The organism is Leeia sp. (genome assembly GCF_041909055.1).
Taxonomy (GTDB): domain Bacteria; phylum Pseudomonadota; class Gammaproteobacteria; order Burkholderiales; family Leeiaceae; genus Leeia; species Leeia aquatica.
In genome coordinates, this window is record NZ_JAYREC010000006.1 from 114,920 (window position 1) to 141,098 (window position 26,179).

The 26,179-nt window shown below is 62.2% G+C and carries 30 protein-coding genes and 1 tRNA gene; 10 read left to right on the top strand and 21 right to left on the bottom strand.

The window, feature by feature from the left end; translation table 11 throughout:
• Positions 1 to 11: 11 nt before the first annotated feature.
• The 9 genes from atpG to ACE3O2_RS15160 form a co-directional block, all read right to left on the bottom strand.
• The gene (gene atpG / locus ACE3O2_RS15120) at positions 12 to 878 is read right to left on the bottom strand and encodes a F0F1 ATP synthase subunit gamma (protein WP_168878321.1); all 867 of its coding nucleotides are present in this window, start codon (positions 876 to 878) and stop codon (positions 12 to 14) included.
• A gap of 24 nt (positions 879 to 902) precedes the next feature.
• On the bottom strand, positions 903 to 2,444 hold the full coding sequence (gene atpA / locus ACE3O2_RS15125) for a F0F1 ATP synthase subunit alpha (protein ID WP_168878320.1): 1,542 nt from the start codon (positions 2,442 to 2,444) through the stop codon (positions 903 to 905).
• 8 nt (positions 2,445 to 2,452) lie between these two features.
• The gene (locus ACE3O2_RS15130) at positions 2,453 to 2,989 is read right to left on the bottom strand and encodes a F0F1 ATP synthase subunit delta (RefSeq protein WP_168878319.1); all 537 of its coding nucleotides are present in this window, start codon (positions 2,987 to 2,989) and stop codon (positions 2,453 to 2,455) included.
• A gap of 5 nt (positions 2,990 to 2,994) precedes the next feature.
• Positions 2,995 to 3,465, bottom strand: a complete 471-nt coding sequence (locus tag ACE3O2_RS15135) for a F0F1 ATP synthase subunit B (RefSeq protein WP_168878318.1) — start codon at positions 3,463 to 3,465, stop codon at positions 2,995 to 2,997.
• Between the two features lie 37 nt (positions 3,466 to 3,502).
• Positions 3,503 to 3,781: a F0F1 ATP synthase subunit C gene (gene atpE / locus ACE3O2_RS15140; RefSeq protein WP_168878317.1), complete on the bottom strand. Its 279-nt coding sequence runs from the start codon at positions 3,779 to 3,781 to the stop codon at positions 3,503 to 3,505.
• 61 nt (positions 3,782 to 3,842) lie between these two features.
• The gene (gene atpB, locus ACE3O2_RS15145; protein WP_374338886.1) at positions 3,843 to 4,646 is read right to left on the bottom strand and encodes a F0F1 ATP synthase subunit A; all 804 of its coding nucleotides are present in this window, start codon (positions 4,644 to 4,646) and stop codon (positions 3,843 to 3,845) included.
• 15 nt (positions 4,647 to 4,661) lie between these two features.
• Entirely contained in the window at positions 4,662 to 5,021 is a 360-nt protein-coding gene (locus tag ACE3O2_RS15150; protein ID WP_374338888.1) for an ATP synthase subunit I, read from the bottom strand.
• Between the two features lie 109 nt (positions 5,022 to 5,130).
• A complete protein-coding gene (locus tag ACE3O2_RS15155) occupies positions 5,131 to 6,138 on the bottom strand; it encodes an NAD-dependent epimerase (RefSeq protein WP_374338890.1) in 1,008 nt (335 codons plus the stop codon).
• Positions 6,135 to 6,899 (bottom strand): glycosyltransferase family 2 protein, encoded by a 765-nt coding sequence (locus ACE3O2_RS15160; protein WP_374338892.1) that lies wholly within the window; start codon positions 6,897 to 6,899, stop codon positions 6,135 to 6,137. Before ACE3O2_RS15160 ends, ACE3O2_RS15155 begins: the two co-directional genes overlap by 4 nt.
• Positions 6,900 to 6,916: 17 nt before the next feature.
• Between ACE3O2_RS15160 and waaC the strand changes: the two genes are divergently transcribed.
• The 4 genes from waaC to ACE3O2_RS15180 are packed head-to-tail and all read left to right on the top strand — an operon-like array spanning position 6,917 to position 12,259.
• The gene (waaC, locus tag ACE3O2_RS15165) at positions 6,917 to 7,963 is read left to right on the top strand and encodes a lipopolysaccharide heptosyltransferase I (RefSeq protein ID WP_374338894.1); all 1,047 of its coding nucleotides are present in this window, start codon (positions 6,917 to 6,919) and stop codon (positions 7,961 to 7,963) included.
• Entirely contained in the window at positions 7,960 to 9,228 is a 1,269-nt protein-coding gene (waaA, locus tag ACE3O2_RS15170; RefSeq protein WP_374338896.1) for a lipid IV(A) 3-deoxy-D-manno-octulosonic acid transferase, read from the top strand. The genes waaC and waaA overlap by 4 nt, the downstream gene beginning before the upstream one ends.
• Complete coding sequence (recQ, locus tag ACE3O2_RS15175; RefSeq protein ID WP_374338898.1) at positions 9,225 to 11,360, top strand: DNA helicase RecQ; 2,136 nt, start codon at positions 9,225 to 9,227, stop codon at positions 11,358 to 11,360. Before waaA ends, recQ begins: the two co-directional genes overlap by 4 nt.
• Positions 11,360 to 12,259 (top strand): LysR substrate-binding domain-containing protein, encoded by a 900-nt coding sequence (locus ACE3O2_RS15180; protein WP_374338900.1) that lies wholly within the window; start codon positions 11,360 to 11,362, stop codon positions 12,257 to 12,259. The genes recQ and ACE3O2_RS15180 overlap by 1 nt, the downstream gene beginning before the upstream one ends.
• A gap of 7 nt (positions 12,260 to 12,266) precedes the next feature.
• Here ACE3O2_RS15180 and ACE3O2_RS15185 read toward each other — a convergent pair whose 3' ends face one another.
• From ACE3O2_RS15185 to ACE3O2_RS15195, 3 genes are read right to left on the bottom strand one after another with little or no spacing between them, the layout of a single operon-like run.
• On the bottom strand, positions 12,267 to 13,004 hold the full coding sequence (locus tag ACE3O2_RS15185; protein WP_374338902.1) for a hypothetical protein: 738 nt from the start codon (positions 13,002 to 13,004) through the stop codon (positions 12,267 to 12,269).
• 54 nt (positions 13,005 to 13,058) lie between these two features.
• On the bottom strand, positions 13,059 to 13,355 hold the full coding sequence (locus ACE3O2_RS15190) for a YkgJ family cysteine cluster protein (protein ID WP_374338904.1): 297 nt from the start codon (positions 13,353 to 13,355) through the stop codon (positions 13,059 to 13,061).
• The gene (locus ACE3O2_RS15195) at positions 13,324 to 14,379 is read right to left on the bottom strand and encodes a GGDEF domain-containing protein (RefSeq protein WP_374338906.1); all 1,056 of its coding nucleotides are present in this window, start codon (positions 14,377 to 14,379) and stop codon (positions 13,324 to 13,326) included. The genes ACE3O2_RS15190 and ACE3O2_RS15195 overlap by 32 nt, the downstream gene beginning before the upstream one ends.
• 125 nt (positions 14,380 to 14,504) lie before the next feature.
• Here ACE3O2_RS15195 and ACE3O2_RS15200 point away from each other — a divergent pair, with 125 nt between their 5' ends.
• The 3 genes from ACE3O2_RS15200 (at position 14,505) to ACE3O2_RS15210 (ending at position 16,289) form a co-directional block, all read left to right on the top strand.
• Positions 14,505 to 15,158, top strand: a complete 654-nt coding sequence (locus ACE3O2_RS15200; protein ID WP_374338908.1) for a protein-L-isoaspartate O-methyltransferase — start codon at positions 14,505 to 14,507, stop codon at positions 15,156 to 15,158.
• A 63-nt stretch (positions 15,159 to 15,221) separates the two neighbouring features.
• A complete protein-coding gene (locus tag ACE3O2_RS15205) occupies positions 15,222 to 15,542 on the top strand; it encodes a rhodanese-like domain-containing protein (protein WP_168878304.1) in 321 nt (106 codons plus the stop codon).
• A 3-nt stretch (positions 15,543 to 15,545) separates the two neighbouring features.
• Positions 15,546 to 16,289, top strand: a complete 744-nt coding sequence (locus ACE3O2_RS15210) for an NRDE family protein (RefSeq protein ID WP_374338910.1) — start codon at positions 15,546 to 15,548, stop codon at positions 16,287 to 16,289.
• Here the strand turns inward: ACE3O2_RS15210 and ACE3O2_RS15215 are convergent.
• Positions 16,264 to 17,790, bottom strand: a complete 1,527-nt coding sequence (locus ACE3O2_RS15215; protein WP_374338912.1) for a PLP-dependent aminotransferase family protein — start codon at positions 17,788 to 17,790, stop codon at positions 16,264 to 16,266. The genes ACE3O2_RS15210 and ACE3O2_RS15215 overlap by 26 nt on opposite strands.
• A gap of 174 nt (positions 17,791 to 17,964) precedes the next feature.
• On the opposite strand from ACE3O2_RS15215, the gene ACE3O2_RS15220 reads away from it, so the two are divergent.
• Together ACE3O2_RS15220 and ACE3O2_RS15225 are read left to right on the top strand one after the other, a co-directional pair.
• Positions 17,965 to 18,138, top strand: coding sequence for a hypothetical protein (locus tag ACE3O2_RS15220; protein WP_374338915.1), 174 nt, complete (start codon positions 17,965 to 17,967; stop codon positions 18,136 to 18,138).
• 87 nt (positions 18,139 to 18,225) lie between these two features.
• Positions 18,226 to 18,684, top strand: a complete 459-nt coding sequence (locus ACE3O2_RS15225) for a copper chaperone PCu(A)C (protein ID WP_374338917.1) — start codon at positions 18,226 to 18,228, stop codon at positions 18,682 to 18,684.
• A 143-nt stretch (positions 18,685 to 18,827) separates the two neighbouring features.
• Here the strand turns inward: ACE3O2_RS15225 and ACE3O2_RS15230 are convergent.
• From ACE3O2_RS15230 to ACE3O2_RS15260, 7 genes are all read right to left on the bottom strand, one after another.
• Positions 18,828 to 18,904 (bottom strand) — tRNA-Met (locus ACE3O2_RS15230).
• 45 nt (positions 18,905 to 18,949) lie between these two features.
• Complete coding sequence (locus tag ACE3O2_RS15235) at positions 18,950 to 19,426, bottom strand: GNAT family N-acetyltransferase (protein ID WP_374338919.1); 477 nt, start codon at positions 19,424 to 19,426, stop codon at positions 18,950 to 18,952.
• Positions 19,426 to 20,610 (bottom strand): cystathionine beta-lyase, encoded by a 1,185-nt coding sequence (metC, locus tag ACE3O2_RS15240; RefSeq protein WP_374338920.1) that lies wholly within the window; start codon positions 20,608 to 20,610, stop codon positions 19,426 to 19,428. Before metC ends, ACE3O2_RS15235 begins: the two co-directional genes overlap by 1 nt.
• 107 nt (positions 20,611 to 20,717) lie before the next feature.
• Positions 20,718 to 21,542, bottom strand: coding sequence for an undecaprenyl-diphosphate phosphatase (locus ACE3O2_RS15245; RefSeq protein ID WP_374338922.1), 825 nt, complete (start codon positions 21,540 to 21,542; stop codon positions 20,718 to 20,720).
• 96 nt (positions 21,543 to 21,638) lie between these two features.
• Positions 21,639 to 22,649: an aspartate carbamoyltransferase gene (gene pyrB, locus ACE3O2_RS15250; protein ID WP_168878297.1), complete on the bottom strand. Its 1,011-nt coding sequence runs from the start codon at positions 22,647 to 22,649 to the stop codon at positions 21,639 to 21,641.
• Entirely contained in the window at positions 22,633 to 23,139 is a 507-nt protein-coding gene (gene ruvX, locus ACE3O2_RS15255) for a Holliday junction resolvase RuvX (RefSeq protein WP_374338924.1), read from the bottom strand. The genes pyrB and ruvX overlap by 17 nt, the downstream gene beginning before the upstream one ends.
• 10 nt (positions 23,140 to 23,149) lie before the next feature.
• Positions 23,150 to 23,710: a YqgE/AlgH family protein gene (locus ACE3O2_RS15260; protein ID WP_168878295.1), complete on the bottom strand. Its 561-nt coding sequence runs from the start codon at positions 23,708 to 23,710 to the stop codon at positions 23,150 to 23,152.
• A gap of 63 nt (positions 23,711 to 23,773) precedes the next feature.
• On the opposite strand from ACE3O2_RS15260, the gene ACE3O2_RS15265 reads away from it, so the two are divergent.
• Positions 23,774 to 25,180, top strand: a complete 1,407-nt coding sequence (locus ACE3O2_RS15265) for a deoxyribodipyrimidine photo-lyase (RefSeq protein ID WP_374338927.1) — start codon at positions 23,774 to 23,776, stop codon at positions 25,178 to 25,180.
• 3 nt (positions 25,181 to 25,183) lie between these two features.
• Here ACE3O2_RS15265 and ACE3O2_RS15270 read toward each other — a convergent pair whose 3' ends face one another.
• A complete protein-coding gene (locus ACE3O2_RS15270) occupies positions 25,184 to 26,137 on the bottom strand; it encodes an energy transducer TonB (protein ID WP_374338929.1) in 954 nt (317 codons plus the stop codon).
• Between the last annotated feature and the right edge of the window lie 42 nt (positions 26,138 to 26,179).

Sequence of the window (26,179 nt, forward strand, 5' to 3'; positions counted from 1 at the left end):
CGCCTTCAGGCTCAGACCGCTGCTGCCCCCGCGACAATTTCCGACAGTTCCTTGGTAATCGCAGCCTGGCGGGTCTTGTTGTAGACCAGCTTCAGCTCGTCGATCACATTGCCTGCGTTGTCGGATGCGGCTTTCATCGCCACCATCCGCGCACTTTGCTCGGAGGCCATGTTCTCGGCCACCGCCTGGTACACCAATGCTTCGATGTAACGGGTCAGCAATTCACTGATCACGGTCTGTGCATCCGGCTCATACAGGTATTCCCAAGCGTGGGAAGACCCTTCCTGCAACTGCTCGGCCTTGACCGGCAGCAGCTGCTCCACCACCGGCTCTTGCCGCATGGTGTTGATGAAGCGGGTGTAGACAATGTGCAGTTCGTCGATCTTGCCGTCAGTGAATGCATCCAGCATCACCTTCACCGGACCGATCATTTGGTCCAGGTGTGGCGTGTCACCCAGGTGTGTCACATGCGAGACGACCGAAGCACCCATACGCTGCATGAAACCGAAGCCCTTGCCGCCAATGGCGCACACATCGACCTCGACGCCGGCAGCCTGCCAGCCTTTCATGCGCTGCAACAGCTGACGCAGCACGTTGGTGTTCAAACCGCCACACAGGCCCTTGTCGGAGGTCACCACGATCACACCGACGCGCTTGACGGCAGCGCGTGCGATGAGGAAGGGGTGGGTCCAGTCCTTGGTGGCCTGTGACAGGTTACCGGCGACAACACGGATCTTTTCACCGTACGGGCGGGCAGCCCGCATCCGGTCTTGCGCACGGCGCATTTTGGATGCGGCAACCATTTCCATCGCACGCGTGATCTTTTGCGTGTTTTGCACGCTCTTGATCTTGTTGCGAATCTCTTTTCCGCCAGCCATGACAGCTCCTGTTCGTGCGACCGCTTAGTAGGTCGAGTTCTTCTTGAACTCAGCCAGCGCCGAGGCCAATACCTTCTCGTTGTCGCCCGACAGTTCGCTGCTGCTGTCAATGTCGGCCAGCAACTGCGCGTGGTTGGCCTTCACGTAGGACAGGAACGCAGCTTCAAATGCCAGACACTTCTCCACCGGCACGTCGTCGTAGTAGCCCTTGTTGACGCCGAACAGGGTCAGGGTCATTTCCGACACCTTCATCGGGGCGTACTGACCTTGCTTCATCAGCTCGGTCACACGGCGACCACGCTCCAGCTGCTTGCGGGTAGCATCGTCCAGATCGGAAGCGAACTGCGCGAACGCAGCCAGTTCACGATACTGCGCCAGGTCGGTACGGATACCGCCGGACAGTTTCTTGATGGCCTTGGTCTGAGCAGCACCACCCACGCGGGACACCGAGATACCGGCGTTGATGGCCGGACGGATACCCGAGTTGAACAGGTCGGTTTCCAGGAAGATCTGACCGTCCGTAATCGAGATCACGTTGGTCGGCACGAAGGCAGACACGTCACCCGCCTGGGTTTCAATGATCGGCAGCGCGGTCAGCGAACCGGTCTTGCCCTTCACTTCACCATTGGTCAGCTTTTCCACGTAGTCCGCGTTCACGCGGGATGCGCGTTCCAGCAGACGGGAGTGGATGTAGAACACGTCACCCGGATAGGCTTCACGGCCCGGCGGACGGCGCAGCAGCAGGGAGATCTGGCGGTAAGCCACAGCCTGCTTGGACAGATCGTCATACACGATCAGCGCGTCTTCGCCACGGTCACGGAAGTATTCGCCCATCGAGCAACCGGCATACGGTGCGATGAACTGCATGGCCGGGGATTCGGACGAGGTCGCCGCCACGACGATGGTGTGGCCCAGCGCACCGTGCTCTTCGAGCTTGCGCACCACGTTGGCGATCGACGAAGCCTTCTGACCGATGGCCACGTAGATGCAGATAACGCCGGTGCCCTTCTGGTTGATGATGGCGTCGACAGCCACAGCGGTCTTGCCGGTCTGACGGTCACCAATGATCAGCTCACGCTGGCCACGACCCACCGGCACCATGGCGTCAATCGCCTTGATACCGCTTTGCATCGGCTGCGACACCGATTGACGGGCAATCACGCCCGGGGCGATCTTTTCGATCGGGCTGGAAGCGCGGGCATTGATCGGGCCTTTGCCGTCGATCGGCTGACCCAGCGCGTTCACCACGCGACCGACCAGCTCCGGACCGACCGGTACTTCCAGAATGCGACCGGTGCACTTCACTTCGTCGCCTTCGGTGATGTGCTCGTATTCGCCCATCACCACGGCACCCACGGAGTCACGCTCCAGGTTCAGTGCCAGGCCGAAGGTGTTGTTCGGGAATTCCAGCATTTCGCCCTGCATCACGTCCGACAGGCCGTGAATGCGAACGATACCGTCGGTCACCGACACTACCGTGCCTTGCGTACGCGACTCCGAGCCCGAAGACAGGTTCTGGATCTTGTTCTTGATCAGCTCGCTGATTTCAGATGGATTCAACTGCATGTTCACTCCTAACTTTTGAGCCCATAGGCCATCGCCTGCAGCTTGCCGCGTACGGAAGCGTCGATCACCTGATCGCCGACGGTGATTTTCACACCACCCAGCAATTCGGGATCCACCGTCACCTGTGCGCGAATCTGGCGACCAAATCGTTTCACCAGTTGGGCGCTGAGCTCATTCAGCTGGGCATCGGACAAGGGAAAGGCCGAAACCACGGCTGCATCGACGCCATTTTCGGCGTCCAGCTTCAGTTGCGCATATTGGCGCGCCACTTCCGGCAGCAGGTTCAGGCGCTTGTTGCTGACCAGGATGCTGATGAAGTTTTTCACTTCCACCGACACCTGCTCGCCAACGATGCCCTGCAGCAGAGATTCGATTTGCGGTGCTGACACGTTGGGGTTGTCAATGACGCGGGCAACCTCTTCGTGCTCAACCACCGTTACCAACAAACGCAGTGCGTCTGACCATGCATCCAGCTGGTTCAGCTCTTTGGCGAGCTTGAACGCTGCTTCTGCATAGGGCCGCGCAACGGTAACGATTTCTGCCATGAGTTTTACAATTCCGCTTTGATGGTATCGAGCAGGTCAGCATGAGCCTTGGCGTCGATTTCGCGACGCAGGATCTTTTCTGCACCTGCCACCGCCAGATCGGACACCTGCTGACGCAGTTCTTCCTTGGCGCGGGCCATCAGTTGCTCGACTTCCGCCTGTGCCGCAGCGAGTTGACGCTCGCCCTCAGCCTTGGCGGCATTCTTGGCTTCATCAACGATCTGCGCGGCGCGCTTTTCCGCCAGCGCAATGATCTCGGCGGCCTGCCCCTTCGATTCGCGCAGCTTTTCTGCTGCACGCTTCTCGGCATTTTCGTAGTCGTGCTTGCCCTTTTCAGCGGCAGCCAGACCTTCGGAAATGCGGCGGGCGCGCTCGTCCATCATCTGGGTCAGCGGAGGCCAAACAAACTTCATGGTAAAGAGCACCAGAATTGCAAAGGTGATCATTTGCCCGATTAACGAGGCATTGATGTCCATGTTGTTTTCCTCTCAGGTTGACTGGATGGACCCGAGATTATTGGGCAGCGGCCTTGATGGCGGCGATGAACGGGTTGTTGAAGGTGTACAGCATGGCAACACCCACACCAATCATCGAAATCGCATCCAGCAGACCAGCAATAATGAACAGCTTGGTTTGCAGAACCGGGATCATTTCCGGCTGACGAGCCGAAGCTTCCAGGAACTTACCACCCAGCAGGGCGAAGCCGATAGCGGTACCGATAGCGGCCAGACCGATGATGAAAGCGGCTGCCAGGACGGTGTAACCCTGCAGTTGAGCGACCAGTGCTTGCATTGACGTACTCCTGAGTTAAAAAACGAGTTTGACTACCAAGTTGAAAACGGTTCGGTGCTGATCAGTGGTCTTCCACAGCAAGGCTGAGGTAAACGATGGTCAACATCATGAACACAAATGCCTGCAGGGTCACCACCAGAATGTGGAAGATCGCCCACGGACCACCCAACAGCCACTGCGCGCCCCAAGGCAGCAGGGCAATCAGAATGAAGATCAGCTCGCCGGCATACATGTTGCCGAACAAACGCAGGGCCAGCGAAATCGGCTTGGCCAGCAGCTCCAGCAGCTGGAAGGCGAAGTTCACCGGCGCCAGAATAAGGGTACCGATCGGGCCACTGGCATGGAACGGTGCGGTAAACAGCTCCTTGGTGTAGCCGCCCAGGCCCTTGGCACCGATGGAGAAGCCCATGATCAGGAACATCACCGACAGCGACATGGCGAAGGTCTGGTTCACGTCTGCCGTCGGCACCACGCGCAGGTAGTGAATGCCAAACACGTGGGAAGCAATCCACGGCAGCAGATCCACCGGCAAGAAGTCCATGGCGTTCATCAGGAACACCCAGCAGAAGATGGTGAGCGACAAGGGCGCAATCACCTTGCTCTTGCCGTGGAAGGCGTCCTTGATCTGGGTGTCGACCATCTCGATGATGATTTCAACCAGACATTGCAGACGACCCGGCTTGTCCACGCTGGCGCGACGTGCCACCAAGGCAAAGATGCCGACAAACAGCAGGCCCAGCACCAGGGCAATCCAGAAGGTATCCAGGTGGAAGCCTTGCAGCGGCGCATCTTCCTTGGCCAAAAAGGTCAAGTGGTGCTTGATGTACTCGGTTGCGTTGGCGGGAGCGCTATGTGCTTCAGACATGTTTGAACTTACCCGTTATTTTTTGATCAATACCAGCGCCACCCAGTAGGCAGCGGAAGCAGCAACGAAGGCGGCCAGTAGCCACACGGCGTTGATACCCTTCAATCCCATGAACACCCCGGCAAACAGCACCACCGTGGTGAGAAACTTGACCGCCTGTGCACGAAAATGCGCGCGCATCAGTACGGGGGGTGCAGCAAACTCGACCGCATAGGCAATACGCGCATACAACACACTGCCTGTCACCGCGATGCCGGTGCCGATCAGGGCGGAAACCGCCTGTACCAGCCCACCCGCGATCGCGGCAATCACGCAAACCAGCATACCCAGACCGAGTTGCAACAAGATGACCTTACCGGCCCTGGCAGCCAACATGCGAAAACCCTGCACCCTAAAAGCCGCTGGATTATACCGGCAGGTTTGTTACAGCGTCAAACCCGCCGGGCAAGTCTGTTGTTGTTTTTCAAGGATTTACTGCGAGGCCTTACAGCTGGTGGTAATCGCGGTACCAGTCAGCGAAGCATTGCAAGCCTGTCGCCAGTGGTGTCGCGGGTGCAAATCCGGTCAAGGCGCGCAGGCGATCGGTGTCGGCATAGGTGGCTTCCACATCGCCCGCCTGCATTGGCAGCATTTCCTTGTTGGCGGTCACACCCAGTACCTGTTCCAGTGTTTCAATAAAGGTCAGCAGCGGCACCGGCTGGTGGTTACCGATATTGAACACCCGGTACGGCGCAAAGCTGGTGTCCGGATTGGGGGCCATGCGGTCAAAGGCCGGGTCTGGCGCAGCCGGGTGGTCCAGCAGGCGCACCACCCCCTCGACAATATCGTCGATATAGGTGAAGTCTCGTCGTAGCTGGCCATGGTTGAACACCTGGATGGTTTCACCGCGCAGCATGCGGTCGGTAAACAGCCAAGCCGCCATGTCCGGGCGTCCCCACGGGCCGTAGACGGTGAAAAAGCGCAGGCCGGTGGTCGGGATGCCAAACAGGTGGCTGTAGCTGTGCGCCATCAGTTCATTGGATTTCTTGCTGGCCGCGTACAGGCTCACCGGATGATCAATGGCGTCTGACTCACTGAACGGTAGCTTGCTGTTGGCACCATAGACACTGCTGGAGCTGGCATAGACCAGATGTTTCACCGGGTAATGACGGCAACCTTCCAGGATATTGACGAAGCCTGCCAGGTTGCTGGACACATAGGCGCCGGGGTTGGTCAACGAATAGCGCACCCCGGCTTGCGCCGCCAGGTTCACCACCGCATCAAAACGTTCCTGCGCAAACAGCAGCAGCAGGCGCGCGCCATCGGCCAGGTCCATTTGCTGGAAACGGAAACCGGGCAAAGCCTGCAAGCGGGCCAGACGGGCGTGCTTGAGGCGGACATCGTAGTAATCATTGAGGTTGTCGATACCGACTACCTCGTCACCGCGTGCCAGCAGCTGCTGGCTGAGGTGCATGCCGATAAACCCGGCAGCGCCGGTCACCAATACCTTCATGGTCGTTTTTCCTGTTGTCGCCGCAGCAGCTCGCGCGCCTTGGCGTACTTGATGAAGCTGTTGAAGCAGCCAATGCTGATGTGGACCAGACCCGGCACCCCATCCAGCATGCCCAGCCGCAGCACATACATCTTGAAGAATCGCAGCAGCGGGCTCAGCCACAGCTTGAGGCCACTCACCCGCTTGCCTCGCGCCGCCAGCCGCTCGGCCTGCAGGCTGGTATAGCGATTCTGCTTGGCCAGATAACTGTGGAGGTCATCGGCCGACTCGTGCAGCAGATCGCCCTTGAGCAAGCCCATGCTGCCCTCGGTCACCACATGTTCGTGTACCGGATCCTGGCTCCAGCGCGCTTGCTGGCGGTGGAACAGCCGCGGAATGCGGTCCGGATAGCCTTCACCATGCCGCAGCCAGCGCCCCATGAAGCGGTTGCAGCGTGGCATCTGGTAGGCGGCATGCTGCGGCTGCTGCAGTACCAGCTCAATGCTGGCGCGCAAGGTATCGCTCACCCGCTCGTCGGCATCAATGCTGAGCACCCAGTCATGGCTGGCCTGCTCAGTCGCAAACTGCTTCTGCGCGGCAAAGCCCAGCCAGGGCTGGTGGATCACCCGTGCGCCTGCGGCTTCGGCCAGCGCCACGGTATCGTCGCTACTGCCGGAGTCCACCACCACAATTTCGTCGCAAAACTGCAGCGCCGCCAGCGTGGCCGGGAGCTGAGAGGCTTCATTGAGGGTGATGAGGACGGCAGACAGGGGTTGGCGCATGGCCGGAAACCGGAACAATGATCGCCGCAGTATATCAGGTCTGCCAAGGGACGATCGGCACGCCGCCCGGCGGCCTTTCCGGTACAATGCCGCGCATGCCGAACATCCTGCTGGTCCGCATGTCGTCGATGGGCGACCTGATCCATACCCTGCCCGTGGTCAGCGACCTGCGCGCCCATTTTCCCGACGCCCGTATCGACTGGGTGGCCGAGGAGCAATACGTCGAACTGCCCGCGCTGCACCCCGGCGTCAGCCATATCCTGCCCATCGCCATTCGGCGCTGGCGCAAGCGGCTGTGGTCACGCGTCGTCTGGCAGGAGATCCGCACCTTCCTCGACCAGCTGCAGCAAGTCCGCTACGACGCCATCATTGATCCGCAAGGCCTGCTGAAAAGCGCCTGGGTGTGTGGCCGGGCCCGCGGCCCCTCCTGCGCGTTTGACCGCAGCAATATTCGTGACCGCTTTGCACTACCGTTTTACGACCGTACCTTTGCCATTCCGACTGGCGATCATGTGATCACCAAGAACCGCAAGCTGGCCGGCCTGGCGCTGGGTTACACCCCGGAGGCCGCCATCCATTACGGCATTCGCAATGTAGACCATGCCTTGCCCTGGTTGCCACAAGGCCGCTTTGCCGCCTTGCTGACCAATACCGCCCGCGCCGCCAAGGAGTGGCCGGAGGCGCACTGGATCACACTCGGCCAGCAGCTACACACAGCAGGGATTCGCAGCCTGTTTACCTGGGGCAGCGAACCGGAACGGGTACGCTCAGAACGGCTGGCCGCCGCCATACCGGACGCGCAGGTGGCCCCCCGTCTGACGCTGCTGGACGCCACCGCCATGTTGTCGCATGCCACGCTGGCGGTCGGCGTGGATACCGGCTTCACCCATATTGCCAACGCGGTGGAAACGCCGACCATCGCCCTGTTCTGTGACAGCGACCCCAATCACGCCGGCGTGATGGGCGACCAGTACGTCGCCAACCTGGGCGGGGTGCAGGTGCAACCGACTGTGGCACAGGTGTGGCAACACGCCAGCGCCGCACTGGCCCGCATCACGTCATGATGGCCCGCGCGCTGTACAGCCTGTGCTGGTGGCTGCTGTTGCCCCTGCTGCCGCTGCGCCTGTGGTGGCGGGGACGCAAAGAACCAGGCTATCGCCTGCACTGGGCACAGCGCCTGGGCTACTACCGTCTTCCGGTAGATCGCCAGCGCCCGCTGATCTGGCTACACGCCGTGTCGCTGGGGGAAACCCGCGCGGCACAGTCGCTGGTGGCCGGATTGCGCCTGCGCTACCCACAGCACCAGCTGCTGATCACCCATCTGACTGCTACCGGACGCGAAGCAGCACAAGCGCTCTATGGCGAATACGCCTTGATTGCCACCCTGCCCTACGATGGCCCGCTGGGCATACGCCGCTTCCTGCGCCACTTCCGGCCCGCATTTGGCCTGATTCTGGAAACCGAGGTGTGGCCGAACCTGTGCGCTGCCAGTCAGGCTGCGGGGGTACCGCTTTACCTGCTCAATGCCCGGCTGTCCGCCCGCTCCGCACGCGGCTATCAGCGTTTTGCAGCACTCAGCAGGCCCGCCTTTGCCCGCTTCCGCGCCATCGCCGCACAAAGCGAAGCGGATGCCGAACGGCTGCGACAACTGGGCGGGCAAGCGGTTACGGTCTGCGGCAACCTCAAGTACGACCTGCAACCGCCCCCTGAGGCCGCCACGCTGGCCCAAGGCTTCCGTCACGCCATCGGAGAGCGACCGGTGTTGCTGCTGGCCAGCAGTCGTGACGGTGAAGAAGCGCTGTTGCTTGGCGCCTTGCAGCAACAGCCCTTGCCTGCCCACGCCCTGCTGGTGGTGGTGCCACGCCACCCGCAACGCTTTGACGAAGTCGCCCGCTTGCTGGCACCTGCCGGTCACCTGCAGCGGCGCAGCCAGTGGGATGGCGCAGCCCCCCTGCCCGCCGAGGTACAGATTCTGCTGGGGGACAGCCTGGGTGAACTCTATGCCTGGTATGGCTGTGCTGACCTCGCCATCATGGGAGGCAGCCTGCTGCCCTATGGCGGGCATAACCTGATCGAAGCCGCTGCAGTCGGTTGCCCATTGCTGCTGGGGCCGCACATGTTCAACTTTGCCGAAGCCAGCCAGTTGGCGGTCGATGCCGGTGCCGCGCACCGTGTGACCGATGTGGCGGACGCCCTGCAGCAAGCCATGGCGCTGCTGGCAGCCCCCGTGCAGCGACACGCCATGCGTGAGGCGGCGCTGGCCTTTGTCGCCCGCCATCAGGGCGCAACACAGCGCATGCTGGCCATGCTGCCGGATGGGGTGGCATGAACGACGCCTTGCATGTGCTGCAGCATACCTTTGGCTACCCGGCTTTCCGTGGGCCGCAGGCCGACATCATTGCCAGCCTGCTGGCGGGTGACGATGCCCTGGTGCTGATGCCGACCGGTGGCGGCAAATCGCTGTGCTACCAGATCCCGGCCCTGCTGCGCCCCGGTTGTGGCATTGTGGTGTCACCGCTGATTGCACTGATGCAGGATCAAGTGGATACCCTGCGCCAGCTGGGCGTGCGCGCCGCCTGCCTCAACTCCACGCTGGACCCACGCGATGCCTGGGCAGTGGAGCAGCAGTTGCTGGAAGGCCAGCTCGACCTGCTCTATGTTGCCCCTGAGCGCCTGTTGACCGACCGCTTCCTCAACCTGCTGCAACAGGCCCCGCTCGCGCTGTTCGCCATTGATGAAGCCCACTGCGTATCGCAATGGGGGCACGACTTCCGCCCGGAATACATGGGGCTGTCGATTCTGCATGAACGCTGGCCGCAGGTGCCGCGCATCGCGCTGACCGCCACCGCCGACCACGCCACCCGACAGGAAATGATAGACCGGCTGGGCTTGCAACAGGCGCGGCAGTTCATTACCAGCTTTGACCGGCCCAACATCCGCTACCGCATTGCCGAGAAAAACCGCCCTCGCGAGCAGGCGCTGGCATTGATCCGCACCTATCCGGACGCCGCAGGCATCATCTATTGCCTGTCGCGCAAGCGGGTGGAGGACACCGCCGCCTGGCTGCGGCAACAAGGCATCCCGGCCCTGCATTACCACGCGGGTCTCGACAGCCAGACCCGTCAGCAGCACCAGCAGCAGTTCCTGCGGCAGGAAGGCCGGGTGATGGTGGCGACCATCGCGTTCGGCATGGGCATCGACAAGCCGGACGTACGCTATGTGATTCACCTTGACCTGCCGAAGAGCATCGAGAGCTACTACCAGGAAACCGGCCGCGCCGGGCGCGACGGCGAACCGGCCGAAGCCTTGCTGCTGTATGGCATGCAGGACGTGGTGATGCAGCACGAGATGATTGCGCAGGGCGAAGCACCGCCCACACAAAAGCGGCTGGAGCGGCAGAAGCTGGACGCCCTGTTGGGCCTGTGTGAGAGCAGCCGCTGCCGCCGTCAGCACCTGCTGGCCTACTTTGGGGAAGACGCCGCCCCCTGCGGCAATTGCGACAACTGCCTGCAGCCACCGGAAACCTGGGACGCCACCGACGCGGCCCGACGTGCGCTCTCTTGTGTGTTCCGCTGTGAGCAGCGCTTCGGCGCCGGGCATGTGATCGACGTGCTGCTGGGCAAACGCACGCCCAAGGTCGAGCAGTTTGGTCACCACAGCTTGAGCACCTTCGGCATTGGCAGCGAGCTGGGCGAATCCAGCTGGCGGGTGCTGTTCCGGCAACTGCTGGCGGGTGGCTATCTGGAAAGTGATGCCGAACGCTTCGGTGCCTTGCAGCTGACGGAACGCAGCCGCCCGCTATTGCGTGGTGAAACCACGCTGACCGTGCGGCGCGAACCGGCAGGCAACAAGGCGCAGCGCGGCGTTCGTAGCGGCGAGTGGCGTTTCCGCGATAGCGCGGAAGAATTACTGTGGCAGCAGCTGCGGCAGTTGCGCCGCAAGCTGGCCGATGAGCAGGGCATACCGCCCTATATGATTTTTGGCGACACCACGCTGCGCCATCTGCTTGACCGTCGCCCGCAGACACTGGACGCGCTGCGCGATACCTTTGGCATTGGCGACAGCAAGCTCAGCCGCTATGGCGACGCGCTGCTGAGCGTACTGCAGGCCCACCATGCCCAGCACGGCCCGCCCACAGTGAGCGAAGTACCCTATCACGACAGTGCCCGCACCAGCGTGGCCGCCGTGCGGCAGGGACGCCACGCGCTGGCAGTGGCCAGCGAGCGGCAATTGAGTGCCGACACCATCTACCAGCACCTCTCTGCCGGCATCCTGGCCGGGGATATTGATGTCGGCACCGCCACCGGGCTCGATGCCGACAGCCTCAACCGGATTGAGCTGGCCTTGCAGCAGGATGATGTGGCGCTGCGGCTGAAGCCCGCCTTTGATGCGCTGGACGGTGAATTCAGCTATGGCCTGCTGCGCTGTGTGCGCAGCGGTCTGCAGCGCCAGGAGGGCTAATGGAAAGTCGTCAGCTGTTGCAGTGGTACTGCAAGGTGGTCGATCTGGGCAGCTTCTCGGCGGCCGCCCGTGCGCTGGACCTGATGCCCTCCAGCCTGTCGCGCGCGGTACAGCAGCTGGAGGCCGAGCTGGGCACGGTACTGATGACCCGCAGCACCCGCCGACTGACGCTGACCGAAGCCGGTCAAGTGTATTACCGTCACGCCCGCAGCATCCTGGAGGCACTGGACGGCGCACGCGATGCGGTCCAGCAATTGCAGGAAGTGCCGTGGGGGCGCTTGCGGCTGACCGCCCCCAGCCAGATCGGCCCCAGTGTACTGACCCCCTTGCTGCCAATGTTCTGTGCCCGCTACCCGCGCATCGAGCTGGAGATGCTGTATACCGACCGCAATGTGGACCTGCTGGAGGAAGGGTATGATCTGGCCTTGCGCATCCAGCAGCACCGACGCTCAACCAATCCTCGCTATGCCGCCGAGTGGCTCGCCCCTTATCTGCGCCATGTGGTCGCCAGCCCGGACTATCTGGCACGGCATGGCACACCACAACATCCGTCAGAACTGGTGAATCACACCTGTATCAGCCGTACTGGCTCGGAGCAACAACACGTGTGGACCTTTACCGTGGAGGGTAAGGCAGAGGACTTTCTGCTGGGACGGCACCACGCCACCGACTCAGGCATCACCATGATGCACCTGGCCGAGCAGGGGGTGGGTATTGCCCGGCTGGGGACCTACCTTTGCCAGGAACAGGTCGACAATGGACGCTTGCAGGTCATCCTGTCAGAGTATGACCTGCCCGAGCCCTGGCATCTGGTGGCCCGCTACCCGAAACGGCCCCTGGCGGCCAAAACCCGCGCCATGATTGATTTTCTGCATCAGCAATTGCCGCTACGGATGTAGACCTGGCTTACAGGCTATCCATCACCTCAACAATACGCTCGCTGGTGGTCGCCACATCGCGCCACAGCTCGGGGCTGCTGCCCTGCTTCATCGCCCGCTCCAGCGCCTGTTCAAAGAAGGCCCACTGGGTTTCTGCCAGCTGAATACGCGACAGGCGATCCGGCTGCTGTGTCGATTGTTGCCGGAGCTGGCGCAGGTTGGCCGTCACTAGCCGGTGTGCGGTAACGAGATCACTGGCCACAAACGGTTGATTGGCCCCGAGCTGTTGCAAAGCATAGAGCTTGGCCAAGCGTTGTGACTGGATACTGATTTGCTGTTGCAGTTGCCGCTCGGTTTTACGCCCCTGGCTGACATCCCACTTTTCCCACAGCTGGTTGGCCTGCTGCGCCACGTAAATCCACTCTTCATTGAGTGCGGCCAGCTTGCGTACATCTGCCTGTGCATTGAGCTGCGGTTTGTAATCTGTCCAAAGTTGCGCCAGCAGTTGATATTGTTCACGAATCGCCGCGGTGGGTGCCTGTTGCTGCAGGGTCTGCAGGTTGCGGGCAAACTGCTCGCTACTGGCGCGCAGTTGCTCAGCCGGTCGGCTGGCCGTCACATTCAAGCGCTGCAGGGCATAGGCTTTGACCAGGCGCTCGGCCAGAAACACCTGCTGTCCCGCCTGCTGGGTGGTGCTGTCGCTGGCCATGGCCCAGCGGGCCGTCAGCGCCAACAGGCACAATAACCAATACTTCCATTGTTTCATGATGCAAGATCCCGTCGTCTGCGGTGGTAATGCCGCTTGGTCGGACAGGTCTGCTCAATCTGTCGGCGGTGTGGTCACCACTTCCAGATAACCCAGCCAGCGCAGGGCTTGCTCACGGCTATCGCCGCACATCTCCGGGCTGGGCTGCAGGCCGCTGCACACCGCAGGCCGCTCCGGCTGGCCAAACAGGCGACAGCGCAATTGTTCATCCAGCTGCACGCAATGTACACCGGCCGGTTTGCCGTTCGGCATGCCGGGTATGGGGGAGGAAATGGAGGGGGCAATGCAGCAGGCGGCACAGCCGCTGCGGCAGGCAAACTCAGAACAGCTCAATGTCGCCTCGCGGGGCATCCGGTTGATTCAGCTTGCCATCTTGCAGCAACTGCAGGTAATTGCAGCACTGGTTGCGGCCATGCTGCTTGGCGTAGTACAGCGCCCGGTCTGCCTGACCGATCACATCACTGGCACTGCTCGGCACCGGAATACGGGTATAGCCAATACTGACGGTGACCTTGCCCACCTGCGGGAAAGGGTGGTGCTCTACCGTCCAGCGCAAGCGCTCAAAGGTCTGCTGGGCGTGTTCCGCCGAGATGTTACCGAGCAGGATGACAAACTCTTCGCCGCCAAAGCGGAAAATCTGGTCGTGATAACGGAAGTTTTGCCGCATCAATCCCGCCAGCAGGATCAACACCTCGTCCCCATACAGGTGACCAAAGCGGTCATTGATCACCTTGAAGTGGTCGATATCCACCACCCCCAGCCAGTAGGCATCCGACGCAGCGCGTTCCTGCATGGTGGTGGGCCCCATGGTCATAGGGGTGTGGTGGCCCATCAGCATCATGCGGTGAAAGCGGACATCAAAGGTCTTGCGGTTCATCAGCCCGGTCAGGCTGTCATGCTCGGCATAGCGCAGCAAGGAGAGGTGGTTGCGCACCAGTCCCAGCATGCGGTCCACCACCTGCAACAGATCATGCCCCGGTGAGCGCAATAACTGTAGCTCAAACACCCCGATGGCCTGTTGATCCTGATGCAGGGCCAGCAACAGTTGGAAGCCGCCATCGCCTCGCCGGGTCAGTCGGGTATTGTGCTCCAGGCTGGCCATCAGCCAGTGGTTCTTGTCGCCCAGCAGCGGCGCCTGCACCCGTGAATGCTCTTCCAGCGGGAAATGGCGCAGATCACCTTTGTCGATCCGCACCATGGTGTGCACGCGCAGGCCGGTCGGGCTCTCCAGCAAGCGGGAATAGGTCAGCTGCTCGGGCTGCAGCTGCTCCTGCAGGACCGCAGACAGGCTGAGCTCCAGCATGTCGAGATCCCGAATACGGGTCAGATGGCTCAGCACCTGCAACAAGGTGATGGTGTACTGGTGTTGCGGCAAAATGGCTTCCTGCTCCGGTACTTGGCTCTTATTGTAGGTGATTCCTTGCGTGTCTGCAGGCTGTGCGAGCGGCTGAAATATGGGATAATCTGAAGATTGTCGGATCAACGATGGGGTAGCGCAGCATGGATTGGGCACAAGCACGATTCAACATGGTGGAACAGCAGATTCGCCCGTGGGAGGTGCTGGATGAAACAGTACTGAACCTGCTGTTTGAGGTGAAACGCGAAAACTTCATCCCGGCCAACTGGCGTGATCTGGCGTTTGTGGACATGGAAACGCCCATCAAACAAGGCGTCACCACCCTGCCACCGAAAGTAGAAGCCCGCCTGCTGCAGGAACTGCACATCGGCGCCACTGACAAGGTCCTGGAAATCGGCACTGGCTGTGGTTACCTCACCGCACTGCTGGCCCGGCTGGCCCGCCATGTCTACAGCGTGGACATTGACCCGGAGCTGACCGAGCTGGCCCGTGGCAACCTGAGCCGTGCCGACATCCGCAATGTGACGCTGGAAACCGGCGATGCCGCTCAAGGCTGGAACAGCCGTGCACCGTATGATGTCATCGTCGTCACGGCTTCGTTGCCGGTGCTGCCGGACAGCCTGCTGAGCCAGCTGAACCCGGGTGGCCGCCTGTTTGCCATTGTTGGCGATGCGCCGGTGATGGTGGCCTCGGTGATGTCCAAGGATGGCGCTGGCACAGTCAGCCGCCGCGTGCTGTTTGATACCCAGACCGCACCGTTGCAGAACGCAGCCCAGCCGCAGCGTTTCAGCTTTTGATTCGACAATAACCTGTCACCCTCAACACCCCGCAAGGGGTGTTGTGCTTTGTGGAGCCCTGACATGCACACCTTGACCGCACAACAACTGCAGCACTGGCTGGCAGACCCCAGCCGCCCGCAACCGCAGCTGATCGACGTACGCGAGCCCTGGGAGGTTGCCCTGTGCCAGATTCCCGGCAGCGTGAACCTGCCCATGCATGAAATCAGCAACCGCCTGAACGAAGTCAACGACGGCGAGCTGGTGACCATTTGCCACCACGGCATGCGCAGCTATCAAGTGGCGCTGTTTCTGGAAAATGCCGGGCTGGGCCCGGTGCACAACCTGACCGGCGGGGTGGAAGCCTGGGCCACGCAAGTCGATCCCGACATGGCCCGCTACTGAGCCATGTGCCTGATCGGCCTTGCCTGGCAGCAGCACCCGCAGTGGCCGCTGATCCTGCTGGCCAACCGCGATGAGTTTCGTCAGCGGCCTACCGCCGAGGCACAGTGGTGGCCGGAGGGCTGGCTGGGCGGTCGTGACCTGCAAGCCGGGGGCAGCTGGCTGGCGTTGGGGCGCGATGGCCGCCTGGCCGCACTGACCAATGTGCGGAATGTGGCCGATTATCGCCCCGACGCCCCCTCTCGCGGTGAACTGGTCACAGCCTGGCTGCAGGGCCAGCTGTCCTCGGCCGATTATCTGGCACAGCTGCGGCTCCGCGCCCGACAGTACAACGGCTTCAACCTGCTGCTGTTTGATGGCCAGCAGCTGCTGGCTTACCACAGCCCGAGTGATCAACTGCAGGCCTGGGGGGCAGGCACTTATGCCGTTTCCAATGCCGGGCTGGATACGCCGTGGTACAAAAGCCTCGGCCTGCAGCAGGGTCTGAGCGCTGTGGCACAGCCCGAGGATGAGGGTGCCCTGCTGTCGCTGCTGACCGACCGCCAGCTTGCACCCGATGCGCTGTTACCGGATACCGGGCTTGGGCTGGCGCGGGAGCGGACATTGTCTGCTCGCTTTATTGAAGGGGAAGCCTACGGCACCCGCAGCTCTTGCCTGCTCTGGTGGTCGCCATCGCAGGTTCGTTTTCATGAGTATCAATGGCCCAGTGCTGAAGTCGCCTGCTTCAGCTTTGTTCCGAGTCGGCCGTAAAGACCCGCAGTTGCTGGCCCAGGATGCGTCCGGCACGGCGGATGTCGTTTTCGTGCACCCCGGCATAGCCCAGAACCAGGCCGGATTGCTGGGGTGTCGCCAGATGGAAACTGCCCAGCGGCGGTGTTTGCACCTGCCGTTGCTGTAACTGCTGCATCAGCGGCCGCTCCTTGCTGCCCACGGGCAAGGGGCACACCACGTGCAAGCCACCTTGCCCGCCCAGCAGCGCCGCCTCAGCCTCCAGTCCATCCGCGATACTGTCACGCAGCAGCTGTTGCCGTGCCGCATATAACTGGCGCATCCGGCGGATGTGGGAGGCCAGATGGCCCTCTGCAATAAACTCCGCCAGCGTGGCCTGCTTGACGTAATCCGGCTCGCGCAACAGCCGGGCCTGCAAGCGGGTCAACGGCTCGACCAGCACCGGCGGCAGTACCAGATACGCCAGCCGCAGCCCCGGATAACAGGCCTTGCTCAGCGTACCCATATAGATCACCCGCTGCGCCCGGTCCAGTCCCTGCAGGGCCGCCAGCGGCGCGCCATCGTAACGGAACTCGCTGTCGTAATCGTCTTCCAGAATCCAGCTCTGCTGCTGGGCGGCGTATTGCAGCAGGCTGCGGCGACGGCTCAGGCTCATCACGCAGCCCAGCGGGTACTGGTGGGAGGGTGTCACATAGATCAGCCGGGGAACCGGATAGTCACCCCGCTCCCAGCACAAGCCCTCGTTATCCACCGGCACCGGGCACAGGGCAAGCTCCGCTGCGGTCAGCGCGGCACTGGCGCCGCCATAGCCGGGCTCCTCCATCCACGCCACATCGCCGGGGTCGGCCAAGGCACGTGCCAGCAAATCCAGCGATTGCTGGGTGCCGGAGGTGATCAGGATCTGCTCCGGGCTGCAATTCAGCGCACGGGTCAGGCGCAGATAATCGCTCAGCACCTGCTTCAACCCCTGATGCCCGCCGGCACGGGTGTACCCCAGCCAGTCGCGCGGCATCTGCCGTTGCTGCCGCTGCCAGATCCGCTGCCACAGCAAATGCGGAAATTGCGCCAGCTCGGGCACACCCGGCAAAAAGGCCGGGGTGCGCTCACGCATGAATCCCCGCATCTGCATGCCGCCCAATACCAGCTGCACCCGACGCGATAAGTAAGGGCCACCTGCAGCGTTTTCCACCGGCGTTGTAACCTCACCTTGCGGGCTGGGGTCCGGCAGGGTTTCCGCCACATAGCTGCCTGCGCCGTGCCGGGTCAGCACATAGCCTTCTGCCTGCAATTGCTCAAACGCATACAGCACCGTGTTCCGCGCAATCTGCAAGGCCGTTGCCAGTTGGCGCGAGGAGGGTAGCCGTTGTCCACCCTGCAGCCGCCCCTGCAGGATCAGCTCGCGCAGCGCGCGATACAGCTGGCGATTTTGCGGCAGCGAAGCCTGCACCAGCAGCGGCTGCAACCACTCTGCCAGCGCCTCGAGCGGCACGGTCTGCTGCTTTAAATTGGTTCCAGTAGGCATGGCTCTCTGGGAGGTGGAATGGGACTGCTTTCAGTCTACCTTGCCTTGTCATGCTCGTCAGCAGACATCCATTATTTGTGCTTTACACGCAAAGATAATTTGCATGAAAGATTATTTATTGCGATATCTAATACAAATAAGATGCTGCCATCCCTTTCACATCAGGAGCGCCACATGCATACGTGCCAACATCCCACGACAGCCACCGGGCTGTGGCAAACCCTGTGGCAGGCGCTGCGGGCCACAAGACAGCAACTGGAAGACGTACAAGCGTTACGCGAAGAATGGCATCAGCCCCAAGCTGACAGACCGGAGCGCAGCCATCACTGGCGGCAACCGCCGCTGTGACGGCACTGCGACAGTCTGCCACGCGTACCGTCTGCCGATCTGTGGGACAATCCGGCTTTAATTTGGACATATCATGAGGACACCCGGATGAAGCTGCGCATACGTACCCTGCTGGCTGGCGGCCTGTTGCTGGCCAGCACCTTGCTCCACGCCCATCAGTTTGCAGCGGGCAAGCTGTTGATTGTTCACCCCTGGGCCAAGCCCACCGTGCCGGGCAGCATGGCGGGTGCCATTTACTTTGACATCCGCAACAGTGGTGAAGCCGATACCCTGGTGGCGGTCAGCAGCCCCGCGCTGGCTGAGCAGGTCGAGATGCATAACCATATTAACGACAACGGCGTGATGCGCATGCGCCAGGTGCCCAACGTACCGATCACCGCCAATGCACAAGCGCACTTCAAGCCGCATGGCTTGCACGTGATGCTGATGGGGCTGAAACAACCGCTGAAACTGGGCGACAAGCTGCCGCTGACACTGCGTTTCCAGAAAGCGGGCGAGGTCAAGGTGGAAGTGGTGGTGCAGGCGGAAGATGAACCCGCGCATTGAGGCGGGCATGTGGTGACCGGGTCTCACCGCACCAGAGCAAGACCCCCGACAGATTGGGGGTCTTTTCATTTGAGCCCGGCCAGACGCGTCAGGCAAACTGCAAAAACAAAAAACCCCGGCAGAACCGGGGCTTTTTGTCGAATTGGTTGCGGGGACAGGATTCGAACCTGTGACCTTCGGGTTATGAGCCCGACGAGCTGCCAGACTGCTCCACCCCGCGTCAGAGAAAAGAGATTATATCTGAGTTACAGGATATTGCAAGCCTTTACGCCAATTCTTTTTCAGCAGGTGGTACAAAGCGCATCTGCTGGTGCGGTATGCCATCCTCCAGATAGGGCTCGCCTTCGACCTGAAACCCCAGCGACTGGTACAAGCCCAGCAGGTAGGACTGCGCACTGATCACCACCGGCCAGCCAGGCCAGTACTGCGCAATCGCTTGCAGCGCCTGCTGCAGCAAGGGGCGGGACCAGCCCTGTCCGCGCGCTTCCGGCGCCACCACCACCCGCCCCAGGCTGGGTTCCGGGTAGCTGGCCCCGGGAGGCAGCAGCCGCAGGCAGGCCAGCAGGGCCCCATCCTGCCATAGTGACAGGTGCCGGGTCTCCGGCAGCCCATCTAGCGCGTCCGGGTCCAGATAGATGCATTGCTGCTCAACCACAAACACCCGGCTGCGCAAGATCAGCATCTGCAGCAGGTCATGGCTGCTCAGCTCTGCCAGCGTCTGGCAGCGCCAGTCCACCGCCATTACAGGGCCGCCCGCAGCGCTGCGAAGCCTTGCTGCAGATCGGCCAGCAAATCCTCCACCGCCTCCAGACCAATGTGCAGGCGCGCCATGCTGCAGTTCCAGCGATGGCCGGTCAGATCACGACTACGGGCCTGGGTGGACGGCAGGATCAGGCTCTCATAGCCGCCCCAGCTGTAGCCAATGGCAAACAGTCGGGTCTGATCTACCAGCCGGTTGACCGCATCCATCGGCACCGTGTCCTTGAACACCAGCCCCATCAGGCCGCAGGCATAGTCGGGGTGGAAGTCGCGCTTCCACAGCGCATGGCCGGGGCTGGCTTCATGCGGCGGGTACAACACGGTGGCCACTTCCGGTTGCTGCAGCAGCCAGTCCGCCACCTTCCGGGCATTCTCACGGTGCACCGCCAGCCGTGCACTGAGGGTACGCACACCGCGCAAGGCGAGGTAAGCATCATCCGGGCTGACCGCCTGCCCCATCTCGCGGTAGGCTTGGTATACCTTGCCGTAGAGGGCCTCGGTACACAGAATGGCGCCCATCATCACATCGGAGTGGCCCACAATGTATTTGGTGGCAGCATGGATCGACACATCCACACCCAGCTCAAACGGCCGCCAGCCAATCGGCGTCGCCCAGGTGCTGTCGGACACCACCACCGCACCCGCAGCATGCGCCGCAGCGGCAATGGCCGGCACATCCTGCATCTCGAAGGTATGGGTGCCCGGCGTCTCCACATAGACCACGCGGGTGGTCGGGCGCAGCAGGCGCGCGATGTCCGCACCGCTCAGCGGATCATAGTATTCCGTCTCGATCCCCATGCGGGTCAGCAGGGTGTCGCAGAAATGGCGGGCGGGCTGATAGACCGAATCCGGCATCAGCACATGGTCGCCGGGCGACAGCAAAGCCAGCAAGGTGGTGGTGACGGCACTCAGACCGGAGGAGGTCAGCAGGCAACCCTGCGCGCCTTCCAGCGCGCACAGGGCCGCTTCCAGCGAATGGGCCGACTCGGTGCCATGCCGCCCGTAGGCGTGACGCCCCCCGCTGGCCGCGTACAGTGCTTCAGTGGTGGGAAACTGGATGGTGGAGGCCCGCACCACATGCGGGTTTACTGCCCCGGTGACGCTTTTGTCCGGTCGGCCACTATGGGTGATCAGGGTATGCAGGTGGTCGGTATCGTGGGTGGACATAGGGCCTCATTCAGTGCAAGGAAAGACAGCCTGAAACTCTAGGGGGCCACCACGCGCAGCGTCAAGGACAGTTCACCTGACAGCGACCATGACAGCCCCGGCGTCACTCAAGCCGCCCAGCGCACCCAACCAAAGTGGTATGTCAGCAGCACCAGCGCACCAAACAGGATGCGGTACCAGGCAAAGACGGTGAAATCATGGCGCACAATGAAGCGCAGCAGGGCTTTCACCGCAATCAGTGCGCTGATGAAGGCCACCACAAAGCCAATGGCAAACAGCAGCATGTCGTCTGCCGTCAGACCGGCGCGGTGCTTGTACAGGCTGTACAGCGAGGCTACGGTGAGGGTGGGAATGGCCAGGAAGAAGGAAAATTCGGCAGCCGCCTTGCGTGACAGCCCCAGAAACAGGCCGCCGACGATGGTGGCACCGGAGCGGCTGGTGCCCGGAATCAGCGCAAAACACTGGATCAGGCCCAGCTTGAAGGCGTCGCCCAAGCTCATGTCGTCCACTTCCTGCACCCGCACGCTATGCTGGCGACGCTCCGCCCACAGAATGATGATGCCACCAACAATAAAGGCCAGCGCCACCGGCACCGGGGTGAACAGCTTGGCTTTCACCGCCTCGCCAAACAGCTTGCCCATCAGTGCAAACGGCAGAAAGGCGACCACCAGCCGCAGGGCAAACTGTTGTGCACTACGCTGACTGCCCAGGCCACCGACCACCTGGGTGATTTTCTGCCGGTAGGCCCAGCATACGGCGAGGATTGCCCCCAGCTGGATGAAGATTTCAAACACATCCCGCTTTTCCTTGCTGAGAAACCCCAGCAGCTCGCCGGTAATGATCAGGTGGCCGGTTGAGGAAATCGGCAGAAATTCGGTTATACCTTCGACCAGCCCCATGATCAGGGCTTTGAGCATCAGCAGCAGGTCCATACAGATTCCAGAGTAGCGGCAGCCGGGCTGCCGGGTGAGTTGTGCAGGAGGCGATCATCGCCCCATGGGATCAAGCCATGCGGTGAAGGTTCCGCGTCAGCGCCGGCGCAATGCCCAGCGCGGGTCTTGCAGTGAAGCGGTGATTTGGTCCTGCACCCCCATCACCAGCGCAAACAGGGCCATCCGTACCGGGATGCCGTTGTCGGTCTGGCGGAAGATGGCCAGCTGCGGGTGGCTGTTGAGGTCATTGTTCAGCTCACAATGCTCAGAACGGTTGTCGCGCGGCAAGGGATGCATCAGCACGGTGCCCGGCTGGCAATGCTGCTCGAACACCGCACGGTTGATGCTGTAGCTGCCACGGAAGCGATCCGCGTCTTCCGGACTGGGGAAACGCTCTTCCTGAATGCGGGTACTGTATACCGCCTGGACACCATGCAGGCCGGTAGCCAGATCACTGGTTTGCAGCACTTGATGGCCGCAGGCTTGCAGGTGCTGAACCAGCGCGGACGGCATTTGCAGCTCGTCAGGCGCCACCAGATGGAAGGTGATGCCCTTGAACAGCGACAGCAGCCGTGCCAGCGATTTGACCGCACGCCCATACTTGAGGTCGCCCACCAGCGCGATGCGGATGCCGTCGAACTGATGCAGCTCGCGCCCCAGCTCCTTGTGCAGGGTGTAGAGGTCGAGCAGTGCCTGGGTCGGGTGTTCCCCCGGGCCATCGCCGCCATTGATCACCGGCACCCCGCTGGCCTCGGCAAATTCCTTGACCGCGCCCAACCGGGGGTGGCGCACCACCATCACATCCACATAACCGGAAATCACCCGGCTGGTGTCGTAAATGGATTCCCCTTTGGCAAAGCTGGAGAACTCGAAGCCGGTGGTATCCAGCACCCGGCCCCCCAGACGGGAAAACGCCGAACCAAAACTGATGCGGGTACGGGTCGAGGGCTCAAAGAACAGATTGGCCAATACCGCCCCCTCCAGCAGCCGGGTCACTTTTTCGCCACGCGCCACCGGCTCCAGCAGGCGCGCGGTCTGGAAGACGGTATCAATATCGCCCAGCGTCAGTTGTTCAGTGGAGAGCAGGTGGCTACCCAGAAACTGCATGGTTTGGCTCCTTGTCCGCCCCGGAGGACGGCACGATTGAGGGGTAATGATCAAAGAAGGCTTGCAGGATCTGCTGTGCGGCCAGTTGGTCCAGCCGGCCTTTTTGCCGCCGGGGCCGCGCATGCTGTTCGTGCAGCAGCTGGCTGGCAATGCTGGAGGTATAGGATTCGTCCACCCACGCCACCGGCAGGTTGAAACGGCCAGACAGGCGCTGGCCGAACTTGCGCGCCAGCGCGGCCACCGGATGGGCCTGCCCGTCCGGGTAGGCCGGTTGCCCGACCACCAGCCACACCGGCTGCCATTCGGCGATCAGCTCGGCAATCCGGGCAAACCGGGTGTCGTTGACGGCAGAATCAATCACGGTGAGCGGGGTGGCCAGCGCCAGGCCCAGATCGCCACCGGCGACCCCCAGCCGCTGCTCGCCAAAGTCAAAACCGAGCGCATAACCCTGTTGCGGCAGCGGCCAGTCTGGCCGGGGCAGCAGCACCATGGGTGCCGCCTCAGGCATGACCCGCCTGATCCGACAAGCTGACGCGGTCTACCCCCAGACAGTGCATGGCGGCCTCGACCCGGGCCTCCGGGTCCAGCTCAAAGATGATGTCCGGCGAGGCGGGCACGGTCAGCCAGGCATTCTGCGCCAGCTCCTGCTCCAGCTGGCCGCCCTCCCAGCCTGCATAGCCCAGACTGATGATAAACTGCTCGGGTCCCTTGCCTTCGGCGATGGCGTGCAGGATGTCCTTGGAGGTGGTCAGCGCCATATTGCCATTCATGGCAATGGTGGAGGTCCACTCCCCCACCGGGCGATGTAGCACAAACCCCCGGTCCATCTGCACCGGGCCGCCGAAATAGCAGGTTTGTGGGCCAATATCCGGGCGATCGAACGCGATGTCGACCTGCTCATACAGGGACTGCACATCCAGCTCAACCGGACGGTTGACGATCAGGCCCAACGCGCCTTGATCGGTGTGCTCGCAGATATAAACCAGGGTGCCAGCGAAATGCGGGTCCTGCATATTCGGCATGGCAATCAGAAAATGGTGGGTCAGATTGACGCTTTGCATCTCAAGATTATCGCACAGGACAACACAACGCGGCAGTGTTGAGCCGATCAACGGGGGACGTCCATGAGCCAGCTGGTATGGTTTCGCCGGGATTTGCGGCTGCATGATCATGCCGCGCTCTACCATGCGCTGGCGCATCCGGGGCCGGTCCATGCTGTGTTTGTGTTTGACACCGGTCTGCTGCAGGGCCTGCCGGAGGATGACGCACGCGTCTCCTTCATCTGGCACAGCCTGCAACAGCTGGATACCGCGCTACGCCAGCAGGGGGGTGCCCTGCTGTGCTGCACTGGCGACCCGGTACAAGAGATTCCACGACTGGCCACCCAGCTGGGGGTAAGCAGCGTACACGCAGCCGAAGATTACGAGCCCGCTGCACGGCAGCGCGATGAGGCGGTAGCCCGAGCCCTGCAAGCGGACGGCCGCAGTTTGCATCTGCACAAGGACCAGGTGGTGTTTGCCGGGCGTGAGATTCTGACACAGGCCGGTCGCCCCTACACGGTGTTTACCCCGTACTACCGCGCCTGGCGCGCACGCCTGCACGCCGAACCGGTCTCCCCCTGGCCCGCGCTACCGCTGGCAGGGCGGCTGGTACCGCACCCGGCTCCGACCCTGCCGTCACTGGCCCAACTGGGCTTTGTACCGCCACCTGCCGAGCGGCAGGTACCCGCCGGCGAGGCTGCGGCACAGGCCGTCTGGCAGCGTTTTCAGCCGCACCTGCCTCAATACCAGCAGCAACGCGACTTCCCGGCACTGGAAGGCGTGTCGCGCCTGTCCGTCCACCTGCGTTTTGGCACCGTGTCGATCCGTCAGCTGGTCCACGTTGCCGCCCACCGGGACGATGAAGGTGCTGCTTGCTGGCTGAAAGAGCTGGCCTGGCGTGAGTTCTACCAGCAATTGCTCTATCACTTCCCGCGCGTAGTGGGTGAGGCGTTCAAGCCGGAATATCGCACCTTGGCCTTCCCCGGCACCGCGGAACACTTCGCCGCTTGGTGCGAAGGCCGCACCGGTTACCCGCTGGTGGATGCCGCCATGCGGCAGCTGAACCAGACCGGCTATATGCACAACCGGCTACGCATGCTGGTGGCGTCGTTTCTGGTGAAAGACCTGCTGATCGACTGGCGGGAGGGCGAGCGGTACTTCGCCAAACAGCTTTTGGACTTTGATCTTGCGGCCAATAATGGCGGCTGGCAATGGGCAGCCAGCACCGGCTGCGATGCCCAGCCCTGGTTCCGCATCTTCAACCCGGTGACCCAGAGTGAGCGGTTTGACCCACAAGGCCACTTCATCCGGCGCTACCTGCCGGAGCTGGCCGGGCTGGACGCCGCCAGTATCCATGCCCCCTGGCAGGCCAGCCCGCTCTTGCTGCAAGCCGCCGGGGTCCGGTTGGGCCAGGATTACCCGCTGCCGATTGTGGACCATGCCCGGCAACGCGAAGCCGCGCTGGCGTTGTTTGGCCGCGAGCCCGGCTAACTCTTATGGTGGCGTCGGGTTAACCGGTACGGCCAGCTCGGAACGGACCCCGACGCCGGGAGTGAAGGTCATGGTGGTCACAATCACCACCCGGTTGTCCCGCCCCAGCAGGTTCGCACCCGGCCGTTCGAACGGGGCTGCGCGGCGCAGGATACGCACCGCCGCCGCATCCAGCCGCTTGTTGCCGGAAGGGCGATCAATATGGATGCCCTCTTCTTCGCCATTATCAGCGGCCAGCTCGCCATTGGGCAGAATGGTCACCGTCAACACCAGCTGGCCTTGCAAGCCTTCAGGATAGTTGAGGTTGGCCACCCGCTCCACCTTGCCCGCCCAGCCCATGTAGTACAAGGCTGAAATGGATTCGCGGGTGCTGGCGGTAATAAATTTGCGCTTGGGCCGGGTCTGGGCCCGACTGGTAGCTTGATTGATCTCACCCACCAGCTGATCCATCGCCCGCTTGCGGGTTTCCTCGTCAGAACCGCTGACGGGCGCCACGGGCTCCGGTAACGGCTTGTCACGGGTAGTGGGCAGAGTCGGGATCGGTGACTGTTTCAGCTGTTGCAGCATCTGCTGAGTCAGTTGCTCCTGCGCCTCTTGCCGCTGCTGCATCTGTTGCAGGCTATCGCCCTCAAGGTCTTGCTGCTGGGCGGGTAGCGGGGTCTGGATGCGCGCTTGCTGCTCGGTATTGCCGCCGCCATCCAGATTGGCTTGCGCCAGCGCCTTGGCATCCAGCGGTTTCTTGTCGTGCTTGCCGTTGACCAACAGCACTTCCAGCATGCTGCTGCGGCGAGGCTTGTTCTCATCAGGCCCGACAAACTTAACCTTGATTACCCCGGCGTGCAGCACCAGCGACACGCCCAGCGCCAGCCAGAGTGGCGCAAGGTTGGGCCGCCGGCGGGGTGCCAGCTCGACCATCAGCGCGGGGGGCAAACGTCGGCGCGGTTTGGAATCAGACATGGAGGCTCCTGCAGATGCGCCGATTTTAGGCGAGCGGGCCAT

What these genes read in the sequence shown, in the direction of transcription:
- atpG (WP_168878321.1), bottom strand. Translation starts at nt 878, where the DNA reads ATGGCTGGCGGAAAAGAGATTCGCAACAAGATCAAGAGCGTGCAAAAC.
- atpA (WP_168878320.1), bottom strand. Translation starts at nt 2,444, where the DNA reads ATGCAGTTGAATCCATCTGAAATCAGCGAGCTGATCAAGAACAAGATC.
- ACE3O2_RS15130 (WP_168878319.1), bottom strand. Translation starts at nt 2,989, where the DNA reads ATGGCAGAAATCGTTACCGTTGCGCGGCCCTATGCAGAAGCAGCGTTC.
- ACE3O2_RS15135 (WP_168878318.1), bottom strand. Translation starts at nt 3,465, where the DNA reads ATGGACATCAATGCCTCGTTAATCGGGCAAATGATCACCTTTGCAATT.
- atpE (WP_168878317.1), bottom strand. Translation starts at nt 3,781, where the DNA reads ATGCAAGCACTGGTCGCTCAACTGCAGGGTTACACCGTCCTGGCAGCC.
- atpB (WP_374338886.1), bottom strand. Translation starts at nt 4,646, where the DNA reads ATGTCTGAAGCACATAGCGCTCCCGCCAACGCAACCGAGTACATCAAG.
- ACE3O2_RS15150 (WP_374338888.1), bottom strand. Translation starts at nt 5,021, where the DNA reads ATGTTGGCTGCCAGGGCCGGTAAGGTCATCTTGTTGCAACTCGGTCTG.
- ACE3O2_RS15155 (WP_374338890.1), bottom strand. Translation starts at nt 6,138, where the DNA reads ATGAAGGTATTGGTGACCGGCGCTGCCGGGTTTATCGGCATGCACCTC.
- ACE3O2_RS15160 (WP_374338892.1), bottom strand. Translation starts at nt 6,899, where the DNA reads ATGCGCCAACCCCTGTCTGCCGTCCTCATCACCCTCAATGAAGCCTCT.
- waaC (WP_374338894.1), top strand. Translation starts at nt 6,917, where the DNA reads ATGATCGCCGCAGTATATCAGGTCTGCCAAGGGACGATCGGCACGCCG.
- waaA (WP_374338896.1), top strand. Translation starts at nt 7,960, where the DNA reads ATGATGGCCCGCGCGCTGTACAGCCTGTGCTGGTGGCTGCTGTTGCCC.
- recQ (WP_374338898.1), top strand. Translation starts at nt 9,225, where the DNA reads ATGAACGACGCCTTGCATGTGCTGCAGCATACCTTTGGCTACCCGGCT.
- ACE3O2_RS15180 (WP_374338900.1), top strand. Translation starts at nt 11,360, where the DNA reads ATGGAAAGTCGTCAGCTGTTGCAGTGGTACTGCAAGGTGGTCGATCTG.
- ACE3O2_RS15185 (WP_374338902.1), bottom strand. Translation starts at nt 13,004, where the DNA reads ATGAAACAATGGAAGTATTGGTTATTGTGCCTGTTGGCGCTGACGGCC.
- ACE3O2_RS15190 (WP_374338904.1), bottom strand. Translation starts at nt 13,355, where the DNA reads ATGCCCCGCGAGGCGACATTGAGCTGTTCTGAGTTTGCCTGCCGCAGC.
- ACE3O2_RS15200 (WP_374338908.1), top strand. Translation starts at nt 14,505, where the DNA reads ATGGATTGGGCACAAGCACGATTCAACATGGTGGAACAGCAGATTCGC.
- ACE3O2_RS15205 (WP_168878304.1), top strand. Translation starts at nt 15,222, where the DNA reads ATGCACACCTTGACCGCACAACAACTGCAGCACTGGCTGGCAGACCCC.
- ACE3O2_RS15210 (WP_374338910.1), top strand. Translation starts at nt 15,546, where the DNA reads ATGTGCCTGATCGGCCTTGCCTGGCAGCAGCACCCGCAGTGGCCGCTG.
- ACE3O2_RS15215 (WP_374338912.1), bottom strand. Translation starts at nt 17,790, where the DNA reads ATGCCTACTGGAACCAATTTAAAGCAGCAGACCGTGCCGCTCGAGGCG.
- ACE3O2_RS15220 (WP_374338915.1), top strand. Translation starts at nt 17,965, where the DNA reads ATGCATACGTGCCAACATCCCACGACAGCCACCGGGCTGTGGCAAACC.
- ACE3O2_RS15225 (WP_374338917.1), top strand. Translation starts at nt 18,226, where the DNA reads ATGAAGCTGCGCATACGTACCCTGCTGGCTGGCGGCCTGTTGCTGGCC.
- ACE3O2_RS15235 (WP_374338919.1), bottom strand. Translation starts at nt 19,426, where the DNA reads ATGGCGGTGGACTGGCGCTGCCAGACGCTGGCAGAGCTGAGCAGCCAT.
- metC (WP_374338920.1), bottom strand. Translation starts at nt 20,610, where the DNA reads ATGTCCACCCACGATACCGACCACCTGCATACCCTGATCACCCATAGT.
- ACE3O2_RS15245 (WP_374338922.1), bottom strand. Translation starts at nt 21,542, where the DNA reads ATGGACCTGCTGCTGATGCTCAAAGCCCTGATCATGGGGCTGGTCGAA.
- pyrB (WP_168878297.1), bottom strand. Translation starts at nt 22,649, where the DNA reads ATGCAGTTTCTGGGTAGCCACCTGCTCTCCACTGAACAACTGACGCTG.
- ruvX (WP_374338924.1), bottom strand. Translation starts at nt 23,139, where the DNA reads ATGGTGCTGCTGCCCCGGCCAGACTGGCCGCTGCCGCAACAGGGTTAT.
- ACE3O2_RS15260 (WP_168878295.1), bottom strand. Translation starts at nt 23,710, where the DNA reads ATGCAAAGCGTCAATCTGACCCACCATTTTCTGATTGCCATGCCGAAT.
- ACE3O2_RS15265 (WP_374338927.1), top strand. Translation starts at nt 23,774, where the DNA reads ATGAGCCAGCTGGTATGGTTTCGCCGGGATTTGCGGCTGCATGATCAT.
- ACE3O2_RS15270 (WP_374338929.1), bottom strand. Translation starts at nt 26,137, where the DNA reads ATGTCTGATTCCAAACCGCGCCGACGTTTGCCCCCCGCGCTGATGGTC.